We start from the raw sequence: 26,274 nt of genomic DNA, 5'->3' as shown, positions 1-26,274 counted from the left end.
GGTGCGGGGCTCGCCTGGCCGTTATTCGTTGTGTGACAATCGGTTACGGGCCGACGGTGATCGGCTGTGACGGATCCGTCGTGTTGTTCAACACGAGGGTGCCGGATACCGATCCGGTCGTGGCGTCCGTCGGGCAGATCGGGTCACCGGTGGTCCTGATCGGGGCCGAGACGTTGTCGATCGTCACCGTCGGGGGATTCCCGTTGGTGAAGGTGCCGGACAGCGTCACGGGGCCGTCCGGTGCGACCACGGTGGTGCAGTTGGCCAGGCCACTGCCCTGAATTACCATGCCGCCCTGCGGAATTGTGAGGCTTCCGGTGATCGTCGACCCGTACTGCACCTGGACCCCCCAGGTGCCGCTGGTGCTCACCGAGATCGTGACCGGCAGGCTGCTGGAGCAGTCGCCGATCGTCGGCGACCCGATCTGCACCGACACCGGACCGCTCGAGTTCTGATTGGCCGGCGCCGCGGGTACGGAACCGTTCGCGTTGACGGTGTTGCAACTTCCGGTCACTTCGCCCGCGGCGAAGGTCAGCGGGCCCTGGTTGGTGGCCGAGACGGCGGCGCCCGCCGGGGTGACCGTTGTCGAGGCGTCGGCCTGAGCCGGGCTCGCGACGGCGACCGCGGTACAGCTCGCCGCGGTCAGCGCCAGGCATGCGAAGGTGAATCTGCCGAGCATTACGCACTCCTCGTGGAATGAGGGATTATTCGACGACGGTGATTCCGTCGTCTGAAAAAGATGTGATTAAGATACCGGCGAGAGTGATCCGAGCGGGCGGTCTCAACTGGGGAAAGGTTCCCCAGGATCCCCACAGCTTTATCCGCTACTTCGGGCCGCTCGGAATAACTCCGGAAAATCAACCGAACCGACAGAATTCCCACCGGTGCGGTAGCTGTAGTCGTTCAGCGGGAAGTGCCGGTTCTCCCAATACATTTCGAGCTGGGTCGAGGGGCGGAAGGCGGCGCCGTCGCCCTGGTAGTTGATGTAGTAGGTGTTGGAGGTGACGCAGCCCTGGGTGAACAGGTGGGTCCGCTTGGCGCGTTCGTCCATGCGGGCGAAGTAGCGGTCGTGCGGACCCTGGCGCACCTCGACCCGGGTGGCGCCGCGCCTGCGGGTTTCGGCGATCACCCTGGCGGCGTGTGCCGAAGTGGCCTCGATCAAGGGGATATACGAGCCGGGCGCGTACGCGTACGGGCCGATCACCAGGAACGCGTTGGGGAATCCCGGGACCGAGACGCCCTGGTATGCCTGATACCTGTTGGTGTCCCAGAATTCGCCGAGTTCGATGCCGCCGCGGCCGTATATCGGATAGGCGGGTGTCGCGCCTTTTTCCATCACCCGGAATCCGGTGGCGCACAACACCATATCGAATTCGCGTTCGGCGCCGTCCGCGGTGACGATTCCGGTGGGGGTGAACCGGGCGATCGGCGTGGTGTCGAGTTCGACGTGTGATCGGGTGAAGGTCTTGAAGTACACGTTGGAGACCGACGGCCGCTTACAGCCGAGCCGATAGTCGGGGGTGAGCTTGCGGCGCAGTTCCCGATCGCGCACCTGGCTGAAAAGGTAGCCCTTGAGCGCTATTTCACCGATGCCGATGGCCGCACCGGTGAGCCTCGGGTAACTCGAAAGGGCCAGGCCGGCGCCGAGACCGGCGTTCACGCCGACATTGCCGACGAACCGGACCGTCTTCTGCAAGGGCGGAAAGTTGAGGACCGAGTTGAGCGCCGGGCCCATCGGGAAGTCCAGTTTGGGGCCGATCCAGATCGCGCGCCGCTGATACACCGTCAGCTGCGCCACCGACTTGGCGAGCTCCGGTATCACCTGTAAAGCCGTTGCGCCCGTGCCTATTACGGCTACTCGCTGGCCCCGATAATCGTAGGAGTGGTCCCACCGCGCGCTGTGCATGATCTTGCCGGTGTATTCGTCGATACCAGGAATGTCCGGTGTCTGCGGCACTTCCAGGCCGCCTACCGCGCCGATGGTGAACCGGGCGGTGATCTCGTCGCCGTGTTCGGTGCGGATCCGCCACATATCGGCCGCCTCGTCGAAGGACGCGCCGACGGCGCCGCAGCCGAGCCGCAACTTGTCCCGCAGGCCCTGCCTGTCGACGACTTCCTCGGCGTAGCGCTGGATTTCGTGACCGGGTGCGAAGAATCGCGACCAGTTCGAGCGCTGCTGAAAGGAGAAGTTGTAGACCGGCGACGGCACGTCGACGGCGACGCCGGGATAGGTGTTGGCGAACCAGGTTCCGCCGACCCTGCCCCATTTATCGATGATGAGGAAATTCTCGACGCCGACCCTGCGCAGCGCGACGCCGGCGCCGATCCCGCCGAGTCCGGCGCCGATGATCACGACATCGTATTGGGGGACGGTGCGAGAACCGTTGGTGGAACTCATCGTTGAGACCTCTTCTTCAGGATCGTGCCGACGCCTCGGCGACGCGCGCAACCCTGTTGGTGGCCACCACGGGCGGCGCCTCGTAGCTGTAATCGTCGAGAGGGAACCGGCGATGCCCGCGGCGGGCGCGGAAGAATCCGGTCGGCCTGATATAAGTGCTGTCGCCCTGCGAATTTCGGTAGTACGTCGGCACGTGACCGTTGAGTTCGGTCAGATAGAAACGCATGGCCGCGCCGTGACGGTAGATATCGCGGTGATACGCGTCGTGCACGTCCTGGCGGATCGCCATATAGGTAGCGCCACGGCGGCGCGCCTCCCGGATGGCGCGCACCGCGTGATCGGCGGTCATCTCGACGAAGGCGTGCCAGCCGCTGCCGGTCCACGAATAGGGTCCCACCAGCGTCCACCGATTGGGTAGGCCGGGCAGCGAAACGCTTTGGTACGCCTGCAATCCGTGCTCGGCGTAGAACGCGCCGAGATCCAATCCGTTCGCACCGACCACCATGCCGGGCAGGTACGTCTCCGGGTCGGAGAAGACGTGGTATCCGGTGGCCAGCACGATCGCGTCGAAGGTGCGCTCGACGCCGTCGGTGGTGCGGATGCCGTTCGCGGTGATCCGTTCGATCGGTGTGGTTTCGAGTGCGACATTCGCGCGGTTGAAGGCGAGCAGGTAGCCGGTATTCGCGGTGGGGCGCTTGGCGATCGGGCCGTAGTCGGGTGTGAGCTTCGCTCGCGTCGCCGGATCACGCACCATGAGCCGCAGCAGCCCCCGGTATCCGGCGATGGCGGTCGCGTCGGCCGCACGCATGGCCGGGCGTACCAGGGGCATCGGCGCATTGGAGAGGACGCGCAGTCCGGCGTCGACCACCAGCAGCACCGCGCCGTGGGTCGCGGCCTGTAGGCCGGGGGTGCGCAGGGCGAACTTGACGATGCCGGGAATCCTCGGATTCGGCTTGGGAATACACCAGACCGGGGTGCGCTGGTAGACGGTGAGGTGGCCGACTCGTGCCGCGATGGACGGCGTGATCTGCACCGAACTCGCGCCGGTGCCGATGACGGCGACGCGCCTGCCGTCGATGTCGTAGTCGTGATCCCAGTCGGCGGGCCGCAGGATCTTGCCGCGGAAATCGGTGAGCCCCGCAATCCCCGGATCCTGTTTGGGGTTGATGAACGCGCCGACCGCGCTGATCACGAATCGCGCCGTGATCACCCCGCCGTCCGCGAGATGCAGGTTCCACCTGTGGTTTTCGGCATCCCACCGCTCGGCGACCACATTCGTGCCGAATCTGATGTGCGGATACAGCCCGAACCGGCGCGCCACGTCGACGTGATACTGCTTCACCTCGGCTCCGGCCGCGAACAGCCTGCTCCAGTTGGGATTCCGCGCGAACGAGTACTGATACGCGATCGACGGAATGTCGACTTCCAGCCCTGGATAGTGGTTTTCGTGCCAGCTGCCACCCACCTCGTCGGCGCGGTCCAGTATGGCGAATTCGGTGATCCCGGCCTGCTTCAGCTTCACACCCGCCGCGATCCCGCCCGGCCCGGCACCGATGACGACAACCTCGTGGTCGGGGCGCGAATCCCGCACCGCCGCTTCGCCGTTCGATGCCGTGGTCACGATTGTCTGGGCCTCTCGGGGTGCGGACGGCCCTGAAGCCGCCGCTCATGGACATTCACGCGCAAAATGCGCGTAGCACCCAGGGTAAGACCGTCTGAGACACTATTCAAGACTCGATCTCGAGAATAAGATGAACTCGTCTGTCACCCGATACGTCGTGGCGACCGGGCCGTCCAGCATGCGACCAACCCGCGAACCGTCAGCTCGACCTCGCCGAAGGCCGCGTTCAAAGCGGTTGAGAGGCCGTCGAAATCGTCATCGGCATTGTGGAAAATGTGGCGGGCGTTGTAGTTCGAGAGCGTGGTGCGGGCCATCCAGCCCGTCGGCACGCCGCGCGCGAGGATGGTGGATCCGAAGAAGCGGCCGGTGTCGCTGGTCGCGTCAGCGATGTGGCGAAACGCGATACCCTTCTCGGCCCAGTTCCCCGGCACACAGTGCATCACGTAATTCGCTGCGACAGAGTCGAATCGAGTATTCAACCCCAACGGTTCGACGACATTTCCGACGAGCCGTTCGGGTTCGATCCCACGTTGCCGCAGCCGTCGGGTGGTCATATTCAGCGAGTTCTGGTTCAGGTCGAACAGCGCCACGGTCGGATCATCGACGGGGAACGTGGCCTTGCTCAGATACCACCCGCTGCCCGGGCCGATGTCCAGATGGTTTCCGGAGAGGTTGGCGTTGTACAGCGCCAATTGCTCCCCGGACGGGCAGCGCCACACGAGAGAGTTGTTGAACCTCAGCACGATGAGGTCGTAGACGGAAAGGGATGCGGGCGTGAAGATGGCGGCGCCGGAATCCGGCGCGGGTGTGCCGACGGAGTTCTTGCTCACGGATTGATCCTGGCCGTGTGCGATCGCGCACGCAATGTCAGCGCTGGGTGGTTCAGCCGAAGTTGATGATGCCCTGGCAGCCTGCTTGCGAACTGCCCGACCACGGTTGGGACGTGACTCGGAACGAGATCACGCCCGGGTCGTTGGTGCCCAGGTCGATGGAGTTGGGGGTCCAGAGCCAGGTGTTGGGTAGTTGCAGGTCGACGTTCTTGGAGGGGATCAGCAGGTGGGTTTGGGTGGTCGGGTTGAAAGCGGTGACGACCACCAGCTCGAGTGGTACGCGTGCGGCCGTGAAGATCTGCGTTCTGCTGCAGACGCCGTTGGTGACGCCGAGTTCGATCCGCAGCGGCGGCGGGTCGGCCGCTGCGGGGGCCGCGACCGTGAGCAATCCGGCGGCGACGGCGCCGAGTAGGCCGATAATGTTGCGGTACAACGGTTTCTGGACAATGTGCACGATCTTGCCTCGCTTCTCGAAGTGGAATGGGCAAGCTTCGGTGACAAACCTTCGGCAATATTGTAGCTAACCGTCTGCCGGTCGACCTCCACATCGAGGCGCGTCACCGCACCCGGAACACCGGCCCCTGCGCGGTGAACGGCAGCCGGGCGCCTTCCGGGATGAGGAAGGCGTGGTCGCGCCGGATGCGCAACACATCGCATTCGGCGTCGGTGATAACCAGAATCGGTGCGCCGGAAGGGAAGTCGCGGGCGCGCTGCAGCAGGTCGATGCCGGGCTGGAGCACCGTGCCGCCGCGCCCACGCACCCGGACCCGTCCGGCGATCTCGGTGACGGGGAGGAATCCGGCGTCGTGCGGGGCGGCATCGCAGAAGATGACGCGCGCGGCGGGCACATCGCGCGCCTCGGCATAGGATGCGATGGCGCCCAACGCCTTTCCGAGCAGTGTGCGGCTCATCGAACCGGAGGTGTCGAGTACGACGCCGAAGGTGCAGCGCGCCACCTCCTCCGGCGGATACCACCGGCCGGCGCGGGGTATATCCGGGGTGGCGGACTGGCGGCGGGACGGCCGGGCGTAGCTGCGCACCGGTTGCGGGCGCGGCACGAATTCGTCGAACCACCTCGCCAATTGGGCGTCCCACGGGATCGGTGGATGGGTCAGCGCACGGATCTCCTCGATCAGTCCGGCCGGGAGCAGGCCGCGATCGCGGGTGCTGTGCAATTCGAAGCCCTGCGCCAAACCGCGACGGTAGAACTCGTCCAGGTCGACATAATGGGCGGGGCCGCGGGCGATCGGCTCGCCGAGAATATCGCCGCGGCCCTTGCCGCGCAGCGTCGCGAGGCGGCGCAGCCTGCGCAGGTCCACGGCGATGCGGTCGTAGATCTCCTCGGCCGAAAGGCCTTGGAGCTCAGGGTCGTACAGCAAACCCTCGGGCATGTCGCCGATATCCATCTCACGCAGCCAGCCGTTGATGACATAGTCGGCCGCGATATTGAACAGGTACGGGTCGCGAGCGCCGCAACGATCGCCGTGCCGCAGCGCGGCGTGCAGCATCTCGTGTGCCAGCACGAAACGCCACTCCTCGTCGGTGTAGCGGATCAGCGGGTTGATGTAGATCTCCCCGGCCGTCGCGCTGACCGCCGCGATGGAAATATCGTGCGCGCGGGCGATTTCCGCGTCGGCCACCAGGGTGAGACCGGCCGCGATGCCGCCGAGCAGGGGATAGGAGGAGATGAACCAGCTGAGGGCGCGATCCCAGGCGCGCAACGGGATTCGCTCGCCGGTGAACCTCTCGCGCCGTCCGCCCGCCACATCCATGGCGGCCGAGATCGTCCGGGTGAGCGCGTGCGCGAACACCTCGGGCCAATCCGGTACCGCGGTATTCCACGTGTTCATCGGTTGCAGTATCTGGTCGGGCTCTGGTCCGGCGGCGCCACAGGATTCGTACTCCGCCGGAATGCCGTCGAGCCGCCAGCGCCGGGTCAGTTGCTCCTCGTCGCCCGCGGGGTAGGTGGCGGGCAGCCGGTCCGGGCAGCGTCCGACGGCGAACTTCTGCTGGAAGCGGCCGACCACCGCGCAGCGTGCCGCCAGCTCGAACCGATCGGGTTGGCGGCGTTCGGTTTTCGCGGCCGGGACATGACCGAAGCCGAGGTGCAGCAGGCAGTGCGCCAGCGCCCAAGCCCATTCGTCCGGGTCGGCGCGGCGGGTCGGGTGTGCGTGTATCACGCCGTTCGAATCGACGGCGGCCAACCCCTGTTCCGGTGCCGACGTGCATTTCGGGTCCCGGCAGAAGTTGACCTGCAATGCGTCGAGCGCCGGATTCGCCCGCACCAGCGCGAGACCGGCCAGATAGGCGAGCGTCGCCGGGTCTTGTTGGGCCTCAGCGCTTTTCGCGCGCGATCGGGTCACGCCCTGGCCTCGACGAGGCGAGGTGTATCGCGGGCGGCCTCGATCAGGAACCAGCCGGGCAGCACCGGATGGCCGTCGGCGTCGGCGGCGATCACGGTCTGCGCCACCTCGACCGAGATCTCCGCCAACTGCACCAGCAGCGATTTCGCACGGTAGGCCATTTTCATGACCGCGGGCGAGGCGTGCTGCTTGTTCGCGGGCAGCTCCTTGATCAGCCGGCCGCGGAACGAATCCGCAAGGAAATACAGCAGATCCCGGTCCTCGACGCGATGCGGCCATGACGCGTCGCCCTTGAGGATCGCCTCGATGCCGTAGCGGCTGCGGACCGTCTTCACGTAGCCACGGAACGCCGCCGCGTGCGCGGGTGTCAGAGTGCCCTGTGCCAGCACGGCGAGGACGTCCTCGTCCAGGGCCGGGCCGAAGGAATGCAGCGCGTCGGACAATATGTGCCAGGAGCGCGGGGTGGAGAACGGCTCCTCTGTCTTCGGCGGCGCCGTCCACAGGTGGTCGGGGCGATCGGTCAGGTAGTCGATCACCCACGGGTGGATGCCGTGACCGGCCGCCCACTCCAGCCAATCCGCCGATGAGGCCGCGAGATGCACGTGGGCGAGGCGGTTGATCAACGCCGAGGCCATCGGCCGCGCCAATGCGTTGTCGGTGGCCCGATTTCCGGCGCCGATGACGATGCTGCCTTGCGGCAGTTCGTAATTCCCGATCCGGCGATCGAGAATCAAGGAATAGAAGGCCTTCTGCACATCGGGTGTCGCCGCATTGAGCTCGTCGAGGAATAAGCAGTACGGTTCGTCGCGGGCGATCGTCTCCGGCGGGCAGAATATGGAGCGTCCGTCGCGGATCTGCGGCACGCCCATCAGATCCTCCGGCGCCAGCTGCGTGCCGAGCAGGCTCACGCATGCCAAGCCGAGCGATTCGGCGAAGTCGCGCACGAGTGACGACTTGCCGATACCCGGTGCGCCCCAAAGGAATACGGGACGCACCGTGGCGAGCCCGAGTAGCAGCTCGGGCAAGCGGGCCGGGGTGACCGTGACAGCAGCCTGCACGCGGATCCTTTCGATGGTCGAGGTGGCGCGCAGGTGGCGCGATCCGGGTAGATCTCCAGCGTGCGGCACTATCCGCGCGGTTGCAACCGGTTTTCCGGCTGGCTCGCGTGCGGCGCGACCGATGTTCGACGCGGTATCTGGGTGAATCCCCAAACAGCAAGTCCGGCAAGGGAATAGCCCGCGCCCGCCCAGCACGAGGCCGCCCAACCCCAGGTGCCGTATGCCCAGGTTGTCGTGATCGCACCGAGTGCGGATCCGAGGGAATAGAAGGCCATGTAGGCCCCGATGACGCTGCTGGCGCGGTCCGGATGCGCCGCGGTCAACAGATGCTGGCTGCTCACGTGCACCGCCTGGACGGCGAAATCGAGCAGCACGATGCCGATGACCAGCAGCGACAGCGTTGTCCGAAGCTGCGCGATGAGCAGCCAGGACACGGTGAGCAACGCCAGTGCGGAACCGGTGATCAGCTGCGCGCGCCCGGCATCGGCCCATCGGCCCGCGCGGGCGGCGCCGAACGCTCCGGCCAGGCCCACCAGGCCGAACAGGCCGATCTGCGTTGTGCCGAAGTTCCATGGCTCGGCGCCGAGGGGGAGGGCGAGTCCGGTCCAGAGCGTTCCGAACGACGCGAAGAGGAAGAAGGTGATCAGACCTCGGCTCAGGAACAGGCGATCCGTGCGCACGAGCCGTCCCATGGATGCCAGCACCTGCGTGTATCGCGCGCCGGGAGTTCCGTGATCCGCGTCGAGCGTCGCGTGGACGATATACGCCAGGGTCACGCAGAGCACGGCGAGCAGCCCGTACACCGCGCGCCAACCGACCGTATCGCCCAGGACGCCCGCCAGTACGCGGACGCCGAGGATGCCGATCACCACACCCGAGGTGACCGCGCCGATATTGCGGCCCCGCTCGCTCGGCGCGGAGACCGCGGCCACATAGGCGACGGTCACCTGCACCACCACCGCGAACAGGCCCGCCACCACCAGTCCGGTCACCGCGACGGCGCCGTTCGGGGCGGCGGCCGCGACGGCGGCGCCCGTGGCGGTGAGTATCAGATGCGCGGTGATGAGCCTGCGGCGATTCATCACGTCGCCGAGCGGGACCAGCAGGATCAGACCGGCGAAATAGCCGATCTGTCCGGCGGCGACCAGCCCGCCCGTCGACTCGCGCGCCAATCCGAGGCCGGCGCCCGCCGCCTCGATCACCGGCTGGATCGCATAGATCGTCGACACGGCCACCGCGCACACCAGCGCCAGCACGAATCGCTGCGACCTTGTCACACCTGTCGCCATCACACCCTCCCAAATCAGTAGCAAAATGCAACCATTTGACCGTAGGGCATAATGGTTTCGGATTGCAACCGATTGAGAGGTGGTTCATGATCACGACGCTCGGCACCGGCCGCGAATGGACCGATCCCACCTGTCCCGTCGCGCGCACCGCCGACCTCGTCGGCGACCGGTGGAGCCTGCTGATCGTGCGCGACGCCATGGACGGCGCGGCCACCTTCACCGAATTCCAGCAGCGGCTCGGCATCGCCAGGAATATCCTCACCGATCGCCTGCGCAGGCTCGTCGACCACGGCATCCTCGCCACCGCCCCCAGCGGTAAGCGGCACACCTACGAACTCACCGAAGCTGGTCGTGATCTCTTCACCGTCGTGGTGGCGCTGCGCCAGTGGGGTGAACGCCACGCCTTCGCCGCCGGTGAACCCCACTCGGTGCTCGTGGACCGCGACGGCGACCCCATCGCCCAGTTGCGCGCCGAAAACCGCGACGGCGAACCGGTTTCCGCGGCGACCACTCGGGTCCGCAAGGTGGGTGATTTGTAATTGATCGCGCCACAAGCGATTCCGGTAGCGCGGTGACGGCCTGCGTCTCCAGTGAAACGAAATGTCGTTCCGGTCTTCTGGAATGAGGCTGTATGCAATGGATTGGGCGGTGCCACAATCGCTTTCAATACCGCCCAACGGATGTGGCGGATAATGTCATTGCGCGCTTGCCTCTAGAGGTTGGAAAGTTGCGTCATCTGATTCGCGAGGCGACGAGTGAGCGGCCCCGGTCCGTTGACGGACCGGAGCCGCTCCGGCTTTGCCGATGATCGTTATTTCCGCGCGATCAGCACTGCTTCCACGAGAAATGGTAAGTGGTGGTGATACTTCCGTCCGCGGAATCCATGGTCATGAAGCTGGTGGTCCTGGTCGGATCCGAGGAGCCCGCGTTCACCCGCAGTTCGGTATTGATATTGAAGTTGCGGTTTTCGCCGCAGGGCAGGAATACGATCGACCCGACCGGGGCCGTATCCGTTGTCTGCCAGTCGTCGTCGTATACACCGTTGAACGAGTGGTCGATATACGTGCTCGGCGAATTGCCCTGGAAGTAGTACCGCGCCCGCTCCAGGCCACTGGCACCGGCCTCGAGATGGGCGAATCCGCGGTAGTCCGCCTCACCTATGCCGTAGGTGAAACCCTGGGGGTAATGCACCAGCAGGTTCAGCTGGCAATTCTTGCGGAAATCGGTCGGGCTCGCCCCGACGCCGACCTGCGCGGTGTACTGGCTGTACGTCACCGTGAAGGACGTATTGTCCGGCGCGACCGCGACGGCCGCGGATCCGGGCGGGCAGCCGCTTCCGTTCACGGTCTCCACATCGATGGTGATTTTATCCGGTGGCGGTGAATTCAACCCGGGATCCGCGGAGCTGGTCGAGCTGGATATCGGAATGGCGAACGCGAATATCGCTGCGCCGACGGCGGCGAACTTCTTGAACATGGATTTCTCGCGATATCTCTTGTTTGGAAAGGGAATTCGGAGGTCTGTGAAGTCAGGCCTCCCGAGTGCGCCCGGTGTCGGTCCCGATCCCGGCTGGCCCGAACGTGCCGAAATCGTAGCATCGTGACCAGGCGGTATAATGTCCCCAGTTGTGTTCTGCGCCAAGGGAAGGCGGATATCCGGGGACAAATCGCTTGTCCGGCAGCCGAACTCGAGTCGCCTACCGCCAACCGTATTGTATTCCCCAGAATTCGGCCGAATCCAGGCACAACCGAGCGGCCTCACGGGATCAATTCGTCGGCGAACCGGTGGTCGATTATCTTGTCTCGTCAACAGGCCTGTTCACCGGTCCGCCCTACTCGCCCGCGCGGGCTTCGACCAGTGGGGCGGCACATGCGGTCCGTGCTCCGCCGCCCGCCGGGGAATGAGCACGGTGGTGCATCTGGTCCACGACGTCACCGTCGTCCGCGCCGGGTGATCGATGGTCGCGGGTTCGACCGGTGGGTCGATATCGAGGAGTTCGTGTTCGGCGCAGTACGCGTCGTTGTAGACGGTATCGAAATAGCGGTGCGGGCCGTCCGGAAATATCGCGGCGATCCGCACATCCGGGTCGTGCACGCGCGCGATCCATCCCGCCACCAGTGCGACCGCGCCCACGCTCCAGCCGCCGGTCGCATAGTGCGTGGCCGCCAGGGTGCGGCAGGCCCACACCGCCTCCGACGGTGCGACCCAATGGATTTCGTCGAAGGCGCGGTAGTCCACATTGGCCGGATGAATGCTGGACCCGAGTCCGCGCATCAAACGCGGCCCGGCCGGTTGACCGAAGATGGTGGAGCGGATCGTGTCGACGCCGACGAGTCTCATCGATGGGTGGAACCGGCGCAGCACGCGGGCCACACCGGCGGAATGCCCACCGGTGCCGACCGCGCAGACCAGCACGTCCACTCGGCCCAGTTGGCCGATCAATTCCAGCGCCAGCGATTCGTAACCGGCCACATTGTCGGGATTGTTGTACTGGTCCGGGCACCACGCACCGGTATCTCGCTCGAGCAGTTCGGCGACTCGCTCGCGCCGCGCCTGCTGCCAGCCGCCGACGGGATGGGGTTCGCCGACGAGCTCTATTCGCGCGCCGTACGCGTTGAGTAACCGCGCCACCATGGGTTCCAGCCCCGGATCGGTGACGACGACCACCGGATGCCGGGTGCTGATCCCGGCCAGGGCCAGGCCCAAACCCAATGTGCCGCTGCTTGATTCGATGATCTGCGCGCCCGGTGCGAGCTCTCCGCGCTGTTCGGCGCAGCGCACCATGTGCAGCGCGGGCCGGTCCTTCATTCCGCCCGGATTGAACCCTTCGAGCTTGGCCCAGAATCCGCGGCCGCACGGCGCGAGCGGTGCGCCGACCCACATCACGGGTGTATTGCCGACGAGGGCGTGCGGCCGCCGGGCGGGTATGGGCGCCGCGACCAGTGCGGCGGGAATTTCGGTCGGGTCATCGAGCGCAATCTTGTTCATCGACTGTCGCTTCCGGTATCGAGGCCGCCGTCCAGCGGCGAAAGATGAGCAGGGCAGCGAACTCCGGCCGACGGGACCGAATAACACAGTCGGCCTGCCGCTGACCTGTCAGCGCCGAGCGATACAGAAGCGATCGAGCAGAACCCGGCCATCGCACGCCGGAAGTTCCGCGACCGGCGGACCGCGCACCGTGCCGACCCGCGACACCTCGAATTCAACGGGCCGCGAGGCCATTCCGTCGAGCGGGACGGAATGGATCAGGGGTGCGACGATATCGGTCCCCGCCGCCCGGGTCGTGGAGTCGATGACGTCCGGACCGCGATTGTCCGGACACCCGTGTGCCTGTACCTGTGGGGCATCGGTGGTCGACGCGTATGCGGTATCGACGAAGGCCGTCGACCCTTCGTCGTCATCGGCGCAGAGCAGCTCGCAATTCGCCGCGGCGGGTGCGGTCAACAGGATCGCGGCCAGCAGCGCCAGCACCGGGCCTGCCCGCCGTATCCGCGCCTTGCCGAGACCGTGTGGCACCGCATTACCCTCCCCGTTCTCGAAACACGTTACGGTGGAAGGCGTCTCGCGATCACCGAGGACGCGGGCGAGAACATGCGATCGATAGCTGTCAGCTACTGCCGGGATCGTAACCCAACCACTTCGGCCGGCGCGGCATCCCGAACTGGGGACGCGTTCGGGCATGCGCAAGTGGCGATCCACTGTCCGTTGACAATCCCGCGGGCGCTCACCGATTCTCGGTGAATTCTCGGCATGACGATTGGATGGCGGTCTGCATGCATATCCTCACGCGCAGCGATCTGGCGGATCTGGACCTATCCCCGAAAGATGTGATCGACGCCGTCGAAAACGGTTATCTGGCACTGGCGGACGGGCGATCCCGGTGCCCGACGAAGCTGATGATGCCGCTGCCCGACCAGGCGCGGGATTCGGTGTCGTATTCGATGCTCGGCTATGACGGCGACCTCGAATTCCTCGGTTTCAAGACGTCGTACCGCCAGGGCAGCCGGACCAACGAAAAGTATTACACCACAATCAGTTTGTACGACGACGCGACCGGCCTGCCGTTCGCGCTCATGGACTGTCAGCGGGTGGGAGCCTCCCGCACGCCGGCTACCACGGCGCTGATCGCACGCTGCTGTGCCCGACCGGATGCGCGGTCGGCGCTGATGATCGGCACCGGAGTGCAGGGCGTGCACACGCTGCCGTATCTGCTCGCGACGCTGCCGCAGCTGGAGCGGCTGCGGTTGTTCGGCACCCACCCGGATGGAATTGCCTTGTCGCAGCGCATCTTCCGTGAGCACTTCCCGGAAAGGGAACTCGAATTGGTGACGGATGTGCCTGCGGCGGTGGCCGCCTCCGATATCGTGGTCGCCGCCTCGGGGCGGGCCGCGCACCCGCCGGTGCAAACGAGTTGGCTGCCGCCCGGCGGACTGCTCGTCTCGGTGGCCAGCAAGGGTGTCGCCAGCGGCGCGTTGCGGGACGCCGACTACACCGTGACCACCAGCATCGGCCAATTAGGCGTTACCGGAACGCGATTGGCCGGGCCCGACGGCAGCGTGCGCATCGACGCGGTCCTGCCCGACATCCTCGCCGGGCGAGCGGCGGGCAGACGCACTCGGGACGACAGGGTCTTCGCCTTCTCCAGCGGCATGATCATCACCGATATCCCGGTGGCGCATGCGCTCGCCACCCGCGCGATCGCCGCGGGCCGTGGACAGCGAGTCGAACTGTGGCAGTGACAGTTTCGGCTACCGGACCCGCTCTGCCCGCGATCCAGTCCGACTGGGCGCTGCGCGCGCAGGCCGACCCCCGCCTGCTGGCCGATATCGCCCGCGCGGTATCCGGACCGTTCCATGTGATCAATCCGGACCGATTCGGTGACAACCTCGCGGCATTCAAGGGTGCGCTCGACGCCGCGGGCGTGGATGGCCAGATCTATTACGGGAAGAAGGCCAATAAGGCGGGCGTCTGGCTGGACGAATGCGTGCGATACGACGGCGGCGTCGACGTCGCCAGCGCGCCCGAATTGATTCACGCACTGGCGCATGGCATTCGGGGTGAGGACATCGTCGTCACCGGCGCGGCGAAGGCGAACCGCCTGCTGTGGTTGGCGTCTCGTCATCGGTGCCTCATCGCCATCGACAGTCTGGACGAACTCGATCGTCTGATCGACATCGGCGCCCGAGTTCGAATCCTGTTGCGAGTGCTGCCCGAAGCCGATCCGGACAGTCGATTCGGCCTCGACCCGGAGCAGCTCGCCCGCGCCGTCGACCGCTGCGCGCAAGCCATGGACATGGTGACGATGGACGGATTCTCCTTCCACCTCAACGGTTATCAGGTCGGGCCGCGCGTGGAGCTCGCCGATCGACTGATCGACGCGTGCGTGGCGGCGCGCGCCCGCGGACTGGCCGCGACATCGATCTCCATCGGCGGCGGATTCGCCTGCAACTACCTCGAATCGGCCGACTGGCAACGTTTTCGGGACGGCTACCGCCCCGACTGGTTCCATTCCGGTATTCGATTCGCGAAGTTCTATCCCTACCATCAGAGCCCGGCCGGTGCGCGGATGCTCGCGGCGATTCTCGGCGAGGTCGGTGGGCGCTTCGCCGCGACCTCGACCAGGCTGCTTTGTGAGCCGGGGCGCGCGCTACTGGATCAGGCCGGGTTCTCGGTGTTTCCGGTGCAGGGATTCAAATGGCGCGGTGACCACGGCGTCGTCACCGTGGCCGGGTTGAGCATGAGCCTGTCCGAACAGTGGAAAGGCAGCGAATTCCTTCCCGAACCAATACTGTGGCAAGCGAATTCGGCTGCCGATTCGCCGGTCACCGCATTTGTCGGCGGCGCGAGTTGCCTCGAATACGACGTGCTCACCTGGCGTAAGATCACCTTTCCGCGACAGCCGCGGCACGGTGATCTGCTCATCTATCCGAATACGGCCGGCTACCAGATGGACAAGAACGAAAGCGAATTCCATCAGCTGCCGCTGCCACCCAAGGTCCGGCTGCGCGAGCACGACGGCCGATACGTCTGGACGCTCGACACCAACTGATCGAGGGCTACCGCATGATGCCACGATTCGTCGGCGACAAGATCCACCCGCGCGGCTATCGGCCGGTGATCGCGCTGGCGTTGCCGATCGCGGGCATTCAACTCGCACAGGTCGCGTTGACTACCGTCGACCTGGCGATGATGGGTCTGATAGGCGTCGTCGCGGTCGCCGCGGGCGGGCTGGCCATCCTGCTGTACAACCAAGTGCGCACCATGTGCGTCGGCATGGTCACCGGGGTGGGGAACCTGATCGCGGGTGCGGTCGGCAGCGGTGAAAAGCGAACGGGTGGACCGGAAATCGACGATCGGACCCGCGCGCAGGTGCGCGACCTGGTGCGGTCCGGATTTCTCGTCGCCACCGTCGTGGGTCTCGTCGCCGCCATGGCGCTCACCGGGTTCGGGCTGCTGCTGGCGTGGTTCGGGCAACGCCGGGAGATCGTCGAGCAGGCCCGCCCGATGATGATCGCGCTCGCCCCGGGGCTGCTGCCGATGCTGTGGCTGAATGTGTTGCGGCAGTTCGCGGTCGGGATGCGCCGCCCCGGCTCGCTGCTGAAGGTCACCATCGTATCGATCGCGGTCAACGCGGTACTGAATGCCGCGTTCATCTACGGCTGGCTCGGACTGCCCGCACTCGGTCTGACCGGCATCGGTCTGTCGACAACCTGCGTTCAGGTATTCACCCTCGCGGTCTTCTACTCCCGCATCCGGCGCGACCCACACCTCGCCGGGCTGCTCGCCCTCGACTGCTGGAACCTCGATCGCGGTAGCGCCCGCCGCATCGTGCGAATGGGGATCCCCATCTCGCTCACCTACGGTAACGAGGCCGCCATCACCTCGGTCGCCACCCTGTTGATGGGTGCGTTCGGGCCGGGAATGCTGGCCGCGAGCAATGTGGTCAACCAGCTCGCCTACATCGCCTATCAGCTCAATATCGGTCTGTCCCAAGGATCTTCGATTCTGATCAGCCGGTCCGCCGGCGCGGGCGACCGCGCCGAGGCGGGGCGCATCGGCCGCCGTGCACTCACCGTCGGCGCCGCCGCCATGACGGTGCTCGCGCTGGCGTATCTCGCCGCGCCGCACCTCGTGCTGGCGCCGTTCCTGCACGGCGATGACGATGCCGAGGTGGTCGCGACCGCGGCCACCCTGCTGTGGTTCGCCATCGCGCATCAGTATTGCAAAGGCGCACAAAATATTTGCGTCGGAATGCTGCGCGGCCTCGGCAATACGACCGCGGGCCTGCGCATTACGGTGATCGGCTACTGGTTGATCGGGATACCGGCGATGGCCGGGGCGGCTTATCTACTGCACTGGCGCGGATACGGCGTCTGGCTCGGACTCTGCCTCGGCTTCGGCAGCACCGCGGTGCTACTCCTGAAACAATTCCGTGCGGAACTCCGCATCGAATCGGAACCGGCCGACAGCCGCTGACCACGATCGGTGCGGATCAGCAGAGGAGATGGATCGATGTCGGGTGTCAAGCGGTCGGCCCCCGGACCGGTCGAACGAGCCGAGTCGGTCACATCGACGAGACGACGTTCGCTGGCAACGCTTTTCGCCGGCGCGGTGCTGATGAATACCGGCGCGGTCGGCCTGTCGACGGTGGCGACGATGTTCGCCGCGGAGCAGGCCGGGCCGGGTGCGAGCGGGCTGTCCAACGCGGCGCTGGTATTGGGTACGGCGGCAGGGGCGTTGAGCACATCCGCACTGCTGGCCAGGCACGGCCGCCGCGCCGCGCTGCTGGTCATGTATTGTGTGGCCGGCCTCGGCGGAGTGGTCGCGACCGTTGGCGCACTGCGTTCTTCGCTGCCGGCACTGCTCATCGGCGTGCTGATCTTCGGCGGCGGCTACGGCGCGACCCAATTGTCCCGCTATATCGCCGCGGCCGTAATGCCCGACCAGCGGCGCGGATTCGGGGTATCGCTGATCGTGTGGGCGGGGACGGTCGGCGCGATCGCCGGACCCGCCCTCATCGCGCCCGCGTCGGCCGCCGCCGACGGTGCACGGTTGCCCGGCCTGTCCGGACCCGTTGCGCTGTCGGCGATATTCGCCGTCGCGACCGTGGCGGTGACCGTCGCGCTGCCGCGCGCCGCGGGCCGGGCCGACGACGGGCGACCGGAGCGGTCGTCGCTCTGGTCGTCGCTGCGGGCACGAACGGTGCTGGCACCGCTGGTCGCCATGGTCGCCGCGCAGGCGGTGATGGTTTCGGTGATGACGATGACGCCGGTGCAGATGCGCCATCTCGGCAGCGGGTTGGACACCGTGGGCTGGGTGATCAGCGCGCATATGGCCGGAATGTACGCGCTCGCACCGGTATCCGGCCGGATCGTCGACCGGTGGGGCGGCCGGGTCGCCATGACGGCGGGTCTGGCCGTGCTGCTGGTCGCGGCGATCACCGTCGCGGCGGCGCCGGGGTCCTATCGGCTCTGGATACCCGTCGGGCTGTTCCTGGTGGGCTACGGCTGGAATCTCGTATTCGTCGGCGGCAGCGGCACACTCAGCCGCGACCTGCCGACTGGGGAGCGCGCCCGGTTGCAGGGGCGGGTCGACGCCGTGGTGTGGGCCAGTTCCGCGCTGGCCAGTCTGTCGGCGGGACAATTGTTCGCCGCCGGTGGATTTCGGTTGGTGGCCGTGGTCGCGGCGGTGGTCGCCGGGGCCGTGCCCTTGGTGGTCGTTCGCCATCGTGGCGGCGGTCGACGGTGACGGTTCGGTCGATCTGGGGATGACGAACGTATCGCGGGACGCGGTATCTCAATAAACTGGCCAGTCGATGTCGTGTTCACGACACAGACGATGGAACGTTCGATGGTCGATCGCGGTGCAGCGCAGTCACATTCGTCCGGGCAGAGTGCGCTGTCCCGGACGGCCGAGCCGATCGCCCTCGTCGGCATGGCGTGCCGGATGCCGGGCGGGGCGTCGAGCCCCGAGTCGTTCTGGCGGTTCCTGCGCGCGGGCGGTGACGGTGTCGGCGCGATGCCGAAATCCCGGATGGCTATTCCGCATCGGGCCGGATTGCTCAGCGGCATAGACGAATTCGACGCCGAGTTCTTCGGGATCTCACCTCGCGAGGCTGCGGCCGTCGACCCGCGCCACCGGCTACTGCTGGAGGTCGCGTGGGAGGCACTGGAACATGCCGGATGCCCCGCCGACCGGCTGATCGGCGCGGCGGTCGGTGTCTTCGTCGGCGTATCCCACGACGAGGGTGCCCGAATCCCTTCCGGGCCAATGGATTCGGTGTCGGGACATGCGCTCACCGGCGGTGCGGCCTCGTTCGCGGCGGGTCGGCTCGCCTACCATCTCGGGTTGCGCGGGCCCGCCGTCGCGGTCGACACGGCGACCTCGTCATCGCTGGTCGCCGTGCATCTGGCCGCGCAGAGCCTGCGTGCGGGCGAATCCGATCTCGCGCTGGCGGGCGGGGCCAATATCCTGCTGTCCCCGTACTGGTTCCGGGTGCTGTCCGAGGCGCGAATGCTGTCGCCGACCGGACGCTGCCGAGTGTTCGACGCGACCGCCGACGGCTATGTGCGCGGCGAGGGTTGCGGCGTCGTCGTGCTCAAACGTCTGAGCGATGCGACAGCGGACGGCGACCGCATCTGGGCGGTGATCCGCGGTTCCTCGGTCAACTCCGACGGCCGCAGCCGCGGTATCACCGCACCGGACACCGACTCCCAAATCGAGCTGATCCGTGCGGCATTGCGCGCCGCGGACCTGCCGCCCGAACGGATCGACTATGTGGAGGCGCACGGCACCGGCACGCCCATGGGTGATGCGGCGGAGCTGCGCGCGTTGCGCACCGCACTCGGCGCGGACCGCGACGGTCGGCCGCTGCTGGTCGGTTCGGTGAAGGCGAATATCGGCCATCTCGAGCCGGCGGCGGGTGTCGCGGGCCTGCTCAAGGCGGTGCTGTGTCTCGCGCACGGTGAGATTCCGCCGCATCCGCACCTGAAAACCATCAATCCCATTGCCGGAACGGGTATTTCGGTTCCCACCGAGCTGACCACGCTACCGTCCGATCGGCCGCCCGTCGTAGGCGTCAGCTCGTTCGGGGCCAGCGGCACCAACGCGCACGTCATCCTCGAACGGGCTTGCGGCACAGCCGGAAACGACCCGATCGGGCCGGACCGTACCGCGCATGTGCTGGCCCTGTCGGCGAAATCTGCTGCCGCCCTGACGAAGCTGGCCGCAGCATACTCCACCCGGTTGTCCGCGATCGATGACAATCGGCTCGCGGACCTGTGTTTCACCGCGAACACCGGCCGGGCCTTGTTCCCATATCGCGCCGCAGTCGCCGCGAGCACCGCGCAGGGCATGCGGGAACGCCTCGCGGAGTTGGGTTCCCAGTTGCCCGGCGACCATGTGGCGAGGAATATCGTCTTCCTGTTCTCCGGGGACGACGCGGTCTACCCAGGCATGTGTCGTCGGCTGCTCGATACGGAGTCACGCTTCCGGGAAACCCTGAACGAAGCCGATGAAGTACTGCGGCCGCTGCTCGGCTGCCCACTGTCGGATGTGCTCAACCGCGACGACCTGCTCGCCCAGCCCCGCTACGCCCGCCCCGCGCTGTTCGCCGTGGAGTACGCGCTCGCCCGGCTGTTGCGGCATTGGGGTATCGAAGCGGATGTGCTACTCGGCCGCGGTGTCGGTGAGCTGGTAGCTGAATGTGTAAGGGGTGCGTTGGATTTCCCGTCCGGCTTACGGTTGGCCGCAGAAAGCGGTGCGCGTGGGGGAACCGGTTTTTCACCTGGTGGGATCGACGGTGTTCCGAGGGGATCCGATCGCGCGCGTGGCGGGTTCGACTGTGCTCCTGACAGGTGCGACCGTGCGCCAGGCGGGTTCGATCATGCGCGTGACGGGTTGGATCGTGAGCGTGACGGGTTGGATCATGCGGCGGGCGGGCCGGACGGTGCCGTGGGTGGGCCGGATCGTGCTGCAGGCGGTCTGGACCGTGCCGCAGGCAGGCTGGATCGTGCCGCGGGTGGGTTGGATCGTGCCGCGGGTGGGTTGGATCGTGCCGCGGGTGGGTTGGATCGTGCCGCGGGTGGGTTGGAGTCTGCGGCAGGTGAGATCGACCGTGCGCCGAGCGAGTTGGGCTGTGCGCCTGCTGGATTCGCCGACAATGTGCGTGCGGTAGCGACGCAGGGTGGCGGTGTCTTTGTGGAACTGGGGCCGACCCCGACACTGCTCGGTGCGGCCGGTGCTGCGGTGCCGGGCGCGCTGTTGTTGCCGACACTGCGTCGGGGACAGGACGATTGGCAGGTGCTGGGGGAGTGCGTTGCCGCGTTGCACACCGCGGGTGTCGCGATCGACTGGCGTCGTTTCGACGAGGGTCGGGGTCGGCGTTTGGTGACCGCGCCGACCTATCCGTTCCGGCGGAATCGCCATGGGGAGGCCGGGCGGTCCGAGGAACCGCCGCTGCTCGGCCGACGACTGCAATCCCCGCTGCCCACTGCGCAATTCGAATCGACGCTGGCGCCGGCGATATACCGGGCGATCGACGAACATGTGGTGTACGGCAGTCCACTGGTCGGGGCCGGTGTACACCTGGCCATGGCGGTGGAGGCGGCACGCGAGTCGACCGGGACCGGGGCGGTGACCATCCGGGACTACGAATTGACTCGGGCGCTGTGGCTGGATCCCGACGACCGCAGGCGCGTCCAGTTCGTGGTGGAGCCCGACGGCTCGTTCCGGCTGCATTCGACCGACGCGGCCGAACCCGCCGACTGGGACCAGATCTGTCAGGGGCGCACGGAAATCGCCGCCGAACCGTCCACGATGGATGTCGCAGCGATCCGGGGGCGGCTGACCGGCGAGCTGACCGCCGACGACCTGTACCGGCGGCTGTGGCGGCGTGCCGTGTACCTCGGTCCGGCGGCGCGCTGGGCCGAACATATCTGGTACGCCGACGATGAGGCGATGGCTCGGCTCAGCTCGCCCGAGCACATCCGATGGGATGGGCGCACGCCGCACCCCGGATTGCTGGAGGCGATGTTCCACACCGTTTCGGGTTGTCTACCCGAGCAGCCACCCGTGGTCACTCGGATAGAGCGATTCGTCTGGCAGGGCACGTCCACCGGCCAGCCGCTTTACTGTTACTGCCGAGTCGATCCGAACCCGCCGCTGGCATCGTTCTTTCTCGCGGATGCCTCCGGCAGAGTCGTCGCCGAGGCCCATCACGTGGAATTCCGTGTGGTGCTGCGGAACTGCCCCGCCGTCGTCCACGACCCGGCCCGCACCAGGGACGCGCTGGACTCCGGGTCGGTGCTTGCCGCCGAACCGGTGTTGGATGACGCTGCCGCTGGGTCGGCTCTCGATGGTACTGTCGCAGAGCCGACACACGATGCGGTTGCCGCTGTCCCCGAGCCGATACCCGTTGCGGCTGTTGCCAATTCGGTGCTCGATGACATTTCCCTCGATCGAATGCGCGACGGGCCGAACACCGCCGAACCGAATAATGTTGCCGCACAGCCGCTCAACGATGCCGATCGAATACGCACCGTGGTGATCGCAACGCTGGCCCGGGTTCTGGACATCCGCGAAGCCGATCTCGACCCCGGCATCCCGATGACCGATCTCGGCCTGGACTCATGGATGGCGCTGGAGGCACAGGACGCGCTGCGCGACGACCTGGGCGTGGCCCCGCCGCTCGACGCATTCCTGAACGCCCCCAGCGTCAACAGTTTCATCGCCGACCTGATCGGCGCGCCTGAAGCGGAGGGACATGGGCCCGCGCCGTCGACACCGAACGAGGCCGCTCGCCATGATCCGTTCCCGCTCACCGATTTACAGCACGCATATCTGGTCGGCCGGTCGACGGCGTTCGAACTCGGCGGAGTCTCAACCTATTCCTATTTCGAAGTCGATATCGTCGGCCTCGAAATAGACCGGCTCACCTCGGCGCTGCGGGTGCTGATTCGGCGGCACGACATGCTGCGGGCGGTGGTCAGTGCGGACGGCACCCAGCGGGTGTTGCCGACGGTGCCCGAATTCACCATCCGCACAGTGGATCTCGCCGACTTGTCGGCCTCCGATCGGGACGCCGCGCTCGATCGCATCAGAAGCGAGTCGAAGGGCCAGGTCTTGGATGCGGCCACCTGGCCGCTTTTCGACATCAGGGCCACCCGGCTGGACGCACGAACCACCCGGCTGCACATCGGCCTCGACGCGCTGGTGGTCGACGGTTGGAGCGCGGCGCTGCTGTTCCGGGAATGGGCCACGGTATACCGGGATGGTCCGCACGCGCTGCCGGAGCTGTCGCTGACCTTCCGCGACTATCTCGCCGCGCTGCGGGAGCGGCGCAATGCCCGCCGGCGCGCCGAGGCCGAGCGGTACTGGCGTGAGCGGATCGCCGAATTGCCCGGGGCGCCAAGGCTTCCGCTCGCCGTCAACCCGGCCGAGGTCGGCGTCCCCGAATTCACCCACCACACAACGACATTGTCCGCCGCGGAATGGACCGAGCTGCGACGAATAGCCGGCGCGCACGGCGTCACCCCGTCCGCGGCGCTCTGCACCGCGTACTCGTGGATTCTCGCCGCATGGAGCGGCACAAGCTCTTTCACCCTCAATGTGATGTTCGCGAACCGGGTGATGTCGCACGAGCAGGTGGACGCCGTTGTCGGGAACTTCAGCACCACAACCCTGCTCGCGGTGACCCTCGCCGACGAAACCTTCGCCCGCACCGTCGAACGGATCCAGAGCCGGCTGTGGGCGGATCTGGAACACGGCGATATGTCCGGCGTCGAGGTGCTGCGCGAGGTGAATCTGCTGCGCGGCAACATCATCGGCGCCAGTATGCCGGTGGTGTTCGCGAGCATGGTCAACTTCGCGGGCCGGGACGGCGCGGGCGGTATGACCGGCATGGTGCATCACCTGCTCGGGCTCGGCGAGGCAGCGACGGAGGTGTACAGCTGCGTTCGCACGCCCCAGGTGTGGCTGGATCACCAGATCATCGAGGAGGCAGGCGAACTGGTCGTCAACTGGGATGTGGTGACCGGTCTGTTCCCGGACGGCATGATCGAGACGATGTTCGGCGCGTACGCCGGACTGCTGCGTCGCCTCGCCGCCGACGAGTCCGCATGGCAGCGGCCCGCTCCGATCCTTGTGCCTGATGCCGATCTGCTGCCTCGCCGGTCGGCCAACGCTACCGGCGAATCCGTCGACGCGGGCCTGCTGCACGAGCCGTTCCTGTTGCGGGCCAAGGAGAATCCGCATGCCATCGCCGTGATCTCGGCCGCGGCGACCCTAACCTACGGTGAGCTCGAAACGCGATCGGCGCGGCTGGCGCGCCGACTGCGGGATCGGGGTGTCGGCAGCGGAGCGCTCGTGGCGGTTGTGCTGGAGAAGGGCGCACATCAGGTGGTCGCCGTGCTCGGCACGCTCAGGGCGGGCGCGGGCTATGTGCCGATGGACGCCGACGTTCCGGCCGAACGGTTGCGGGTGCTGCTCGCCGAGTCGGGCGTCGCGGCGGTCCTGACCGAGCGGGCGGTCGAACAGCGCACCGAGTGGCCGGTCGGCATAGACCTGCTGTGCGTCGACGAACCCGAACCGGACGAGATAACCGATGACGGGCCGTTGACGTGTTCCGCCAGGCCGGATGATTTGGCATATGTGATCTTCACTTCCGGATCCACCGGAACGCCCAAGGGTGTGATGATCGAGCATCGCGCCGCCCGCAACACCGTGCTCGACATCAACGAGCGGTTCCGGATCGGCCCGGAGGACCGGGTATTCGGACTGTCCGCGTTGAATTTCGACCTTTCCGTCTACGACATCTTCGGCACGCTGGCGGCCGGCGCGGCACTCGTGCTGCCGGAGCCCACGGCAGCTCGGGAACCGGCTCGGTGGGCGGATCTCGTTGCCGCGCACGGTGTCACCGTGTGGAACAGCGTGCCCGCGCTGATGGAGATGTTCGTCGATCACCTGACAGCGCAACCGTCGCCGATTCCGTTGCGGGTGGTGCTGCTCAGCGGCGACTGGATCCCGGTGAGCCTGCCCGACCGCATCCGAAAACTGGCCCCCGCCACCGTGATCTGCGGTCTCGGTGGCGCGACGGAGGCTTCGATCTGGTCGATCCATCACCCGATCGAGCGGGTCGACCCGGCCGCGACATCGATCCCGTACGGAAAACCGTTGCGCAACCAGCGATTCCACGTGCTCGACGAGGCGTGGCGGCCATGCCCGACCTGGGTCCCCGGTGAGCTGTACATCGCGGGCGCGGGCCTTGCCCGAGGCTATCTCGGTGACGAGGCCAAGACGAAGGCCGCCTTCGTCCGGCACCCGGCGACCGACGAACGGATGTACCGCACCGGGGATCTCGGGCGTTATCTGCCGGACGGTTCCATCGAATTCCTCGGCCGCCGCGACACGCAGGTCAAGATCAACGGTTATCGGGTGGAGCTCGGTGAGATCGAGGCGGCACTGCTGCGCGACACCCGAGTTCGGGCCGCCGCGGCCGCTGTCGTCGGCGAACAGCAGGATCGGCGGCTGGCCGCCTACGTCGTTGCCGACGCCGTGACACCCGACGAGTTGGTGACGGCACTGCGCGCCGAACTACCCGACTATCTGGTGCCGAGGCATATCGTGCTGCTCGACGCACTTCCGTTGGGCCGCAACGGAAAACTGGATCGCGCCGCACTGCCCATGATCGAACTGCCCGCGGCTGCCCCGCCCGCGCTGGTCGCGCCGCGCGACGACATCGAGCGGACGCTGGCCGATATCTGGGCCGAGCTGTTCCCCGGCCGGGACTTCGGCATGGACACCACATTCTTTGCGCTGGGCGGAAATTCGCTGCTCGCGGTGCGCCTGATGGCCCGCATCGGCACACAGCTGGGCCGTGCGCTACCCCTGTCCGCCCTCTTCGAGCATCCCACCATCGCCACGCTGGCCGAGGTGGTGCGCGCGGGGCGGGCTCGCCGGCGCGCGCTGGTGCCGATCAGGGAAACCGGTTCGGCGACACCGTGGATCCTGGTGCATCCGGTCGGCGGCGATGTGCTCTGCTACTCGGATCTGGCTTCGCGGCTCGGCCCCGACCAGTCGGTGTACGCGCTACAGATACCGGACACCGACGAGCCGCTGACCACCATTCCCGAACTGGCCGCGCACTACATCGACGCACTCCCGCGCGGTCGGTACCGGCTCGGCGGCTGGTCCATGGGCGGCATGATCGCGCTGGAGATGGCGGCACGGCTGAACCGGCGGGGCGCCGAGGTCGAATTCGTCGCCATGATGGATGTGCTCGAACCGCCGATCCCCCGGAATCCGGACATCCCCGCGGAGGCCACACTCTTGTCCTGGTTCGCGAGAGATCTCGCGGGTCTAGCCGGAATAGATTGGGCACCGGTGGAATTCGATTCCATCGACGATCTGCACGACTGGGCGCGCGCCACGGGCGTCCTGCCCACCGACGTGGACGCCGACACGCTGACCGCCATCGTCACGCGATTCTCCCGCAACACCCGGGCACTGCTGACCTACCGGGCTCCCGATTACGCGGGCGCCGTTCGCTTTTACCGCGCGGCGCACGGTGCGACCCCGGCCACCGCGGCCGCATGGCTCGCGCATTGCACGGGCGACGCCCGGATCGTCGAACTGCCCGGCGATCACTACGGCATCGTCCGGCCGCCCCATGTCGAGGCCCTCGCCGAGGCGCTGCTGAACGAGATCCAGAGGTAATG

General features: G+C 66.8%; 17 protein-coding genes. 6 read left to right on the top strand and 11 right to left on the bottom strand.

Features of this window, described 5'->3' with window-relative positions:
* Positions 1–43: 43 nt before the first annotated feature.
* From LGY53_RS25855 to LGY53_RS25820, 8 genes are all read right to left on the bottom strand, one after another.
* Positions 44–679 carry a hypothetical protein gene (locus tag LGY53_RS25855; RefSeq protein WP_225729308.1) on the bottom strand — a complete coding sequence of 212 codons (636 nt, stop codon included), beginning with the start codon at positions 677–679 and terminating at the stop codon, positions 44–46.
* A gap of 138 nt (positions 680–817) precedes the next feature.
* Positions 818–2,398: an NAD(P)/FAD-dependent oxidoreductase gene (locus tag LGY53_RS25850; protein WP_225729307.1), complete on the bottom strand. Its 1,581-nt coding sequence runs from the start codon at positions 2,396–2,398 to the stop codon at positions 818–820.
* A 16-nt stretch (positions 2,399–2,414) separates the two neighbouring features.
* Positions 2,415–3,989, bottom strand: a complete 1,575-nt coding sequence (locus tag LGY53_RS25845; protein WP_225729379.1) for an NAD(P)/FAD-dependent oxidoreductase — start codon at positions 3,987–3,989, stop codon at positions 2,415–2,417.
* Positions 3,990–4,162: 173 nt separating this feature from the next.
* Positions 4,163–4,849 carry a class I SAM-dependent methyltransferase gene (locus LGY53_RS25840; protein WP_225729306.1) on the bottom strand — a complete coding sequence of 229 codons (687 nt, stop codon included), beginning with the start codon at positions 4,847–4,849 and terminating at the stop codon, positions 4,163–4,165.
* A gap of 52 nt (positions 4,850–4,901) precedes the next feature.
* Positions 4,902–5,303, bottom strand: coding sequence for a hypothetical protein (locus tag LGY53_RS25835; RefSeq protein ID WP_225729305.1), 402 nt, complete (start codon positions 5,301–5,303; stop codon positions 4,902–4,904).
* Between the two features lie 103 nt (positions 5,304–5,406).
* Positions 5,407–7,212, bottom strand: a complete 1,806-nt coding sequence (locus tag LGY53_RS25830; protein WP_225729304.1) for a hypothetical protein — start codon at positions 7,210–7,212, stop codon at positions 5,407–5,409.
* Positions 7,209–8,270, bottom strand: a complete 1,062-nt coding sequence (locus tag LGY53_RS25825) for an ATP-binding protein (protein WP_225729303.1) — start codon at positions 8,268–8,270, stop codon at positions 7,209–7,211. Before LGY53_RS25825 ends, LGY53_RS25830 begins: the two co-directional genes overlap by 4 nt.
* A 68-nt stretch (positions 8,271–8,338) precedes the next feature.
* Complete coding sequence (locus LGY53_RS25820; protein WP_225729302.1) at positions 8,339–9,559, bottom strand: MFS transporter; 1,221 nt, start codon at positions 9,557–9,559, stop codon at positions 8,339–8,341.
* An 86-nt stretch (positions 9,560–9,645) separates the two neighbouring features.
* On the opposite strand from LGY53_RS25820, the gene LGY53_RS25815 reads away from it, so the two are divergent.
* Positions 9,646–10,098, top strand: coding sequence for a helix-turn-helix domain-containing protein (locus LGY53_RS25815; RefSeq protein ID WP_225729301.1), 453 nt, complete (start codon positions 9,646–9,648; stop codon positions 10,096–10,098).
* Between the two features lie 286 nt (positions 10,099–10,384).
* Here LGY53_RS25815 and LGY53_RS25810 read toward each other — a convergent pair whose 3' ends face one another.
* From LGY53_RS25810 to LGY53_RS25800, 3 genes are all read right to left on the bottom strand, one after another.
* Complete coding sequence (locus LGY53_RS25810) at positions 10,385–11,035, bottom strand: DUF4360 domain-containing protein (RefSeq protein ID WP_225729300.1); 651 nt, start codon at positions 11,033–11,035, stop codon at positions 10,385–10,387.
* Between the two features lie 342 nt (positions 11,036–11,377).
* Entirely contained in the window at positions 11,378–12,547 is a 1,170-nt protein-coding gene (locus LGY53_RS25805) for a PLP-dependent cysteine synthase family protein (protein WP_225729299.1), read from the bottom strand.
* A 108-nt stretch (positions 12,548–12,655) separates the two neighbouring features.
* Positions 12,656–13,075, bottom strand: a complete 420-nt coding sequence (locus tag LGY53_RS25800) for a hypothetical protein (RefSeq protein WP_225729298.1) — start codon at positions 13,073–13,075, stop codon at positions 12,656–12,658.
* A 257-nt stretch (positions 13,076–13,332) separates the two neighbouring features.
* On the opposite strand from LGY53_RS25800, the gene LGY53_RS25795 reads away from it, so the two are divergent.
* From LGY53_RS25795 to LGY53_RS25775, 5 genes are all read left to right on the top strand, one after another.
* Entirely contained in the window at positions 13,333–14,298 is a 966-nt protein-coding gene (locus LGY53_RS25795) for an ornithine cyclodeaminase (protein ID WP_225729297.1), read from the top strand.
* Positions 14,295–15,608 (top strand): alanine racemase, encoded by a 1,314-nt coding sequence (locus tag LGY53_RS25790; protein WP_225729296.1) that lies wholly within the window; start codon positions 14,295–14,297, stop codon positions 15,606–15,608. Before LGY53_RS25795 ends, LGY53_RS25790 begins: the two co-directional genes overlap by 4 nt.
* 14 nt (positions 15,609–15,622) lie before the next feature.
* Positions 15,623–17,035 (top strand): MATE family efflux transporter, encoded by a 1,413-nt coding sequence (locus LGY53_RS25785; protein ID WP_225729295.1) that lies wholly within the window; start codon positions 15,623–15,625, stop codon positions 17,033–17,035.
* A 36-nt stretch (positions 17,036–17,071) separates the two neighbouring features.
* Positions 17,072–18,307 (top strand): MFS transporter, encoded by a 1,236-nt coding sequence (locus LGY53_RS25780; protein ID WP_225729294.1) that lies wholly within the window; start codon positions 17,072–17,074, stop codon positions 18,305–18,307.
* Between the two features lie 102 nt (positions 18,308–18,409).
* Positions 18,410–26,272: a non-ribosomal peptide synthetase/type I polyketide synthase gene (locus LGY53_RS25775; protein WP_225729293.1), complete on the top strand. Its 7,863-nt coding sequence runs from the start codon at positions 18,410–18,412 to the stop codon at positions 26,270–26,272.
* Positions 26,273–26,274 lie beyond the last annotated feature (2 nt).

The organism is Nocardia sp. JCM 34519.1 (assembly GCF_020361265.1).
Classification (GTDB): domain Bacteria; phylum Actinomycetota; class Actinomycetes; order Mycobacteriales; family Mycobacteriaceae; genus Nocardia; species Nocardia arthritidis_A.
Note: the sequence above shows the minus strand (reverse complement) of the source record. Positions and strands in the feature narration are given on the sequence as shown.